The following is a 245-nucleotide window of genomic DNA, read 5'->3' on the forward strand; positions in this document are numbered from 1 at the left end:
TTCCATTCGGCAATGAAGATTCTCAGCCAGCTGCACCATCAAACAATGATGCCGCTACGTTTGATCTAAACGACAGCGTTCTGCCAACCAATGGCCAGCCTGCCGCTGATTCAACCAATGCCAGTGCAGCACCAAAGTCAAATGACACTAAGTCTGCTGACAGCACGGCTGAAGATGATTTGCCATTTTAATTTAAAACCAAATACATGATTTAAGGAGGGTAATTTCATGGCTCAACAACGTCG

1 protein-coding gene is annotated in these 245 nt (G+C 45.3%); it reads left to right on the top strand.

Going from position 1 to position 245, the window contains the following annotated elements:
• A partial coding sequence (locus LJE08_RS14330; RefSeq protein ID WP_227403624.1) for a hypothetical protein occupies positions 1-191 on the top strand: 191 nt, incomplete at its 5' end.
• Positions 192-245 lie beyond the last annotated feature (54 nt).

Source organism: Holdemanella sp. DFI.5.55 (assembly GCF_020593575.1).
GTDB lineage: Bacteria > Bacillota_I > Bacilli_A > Erysipelotrichales > Erysipelotrichaceae > Holdemanella > Holdemanella hominis.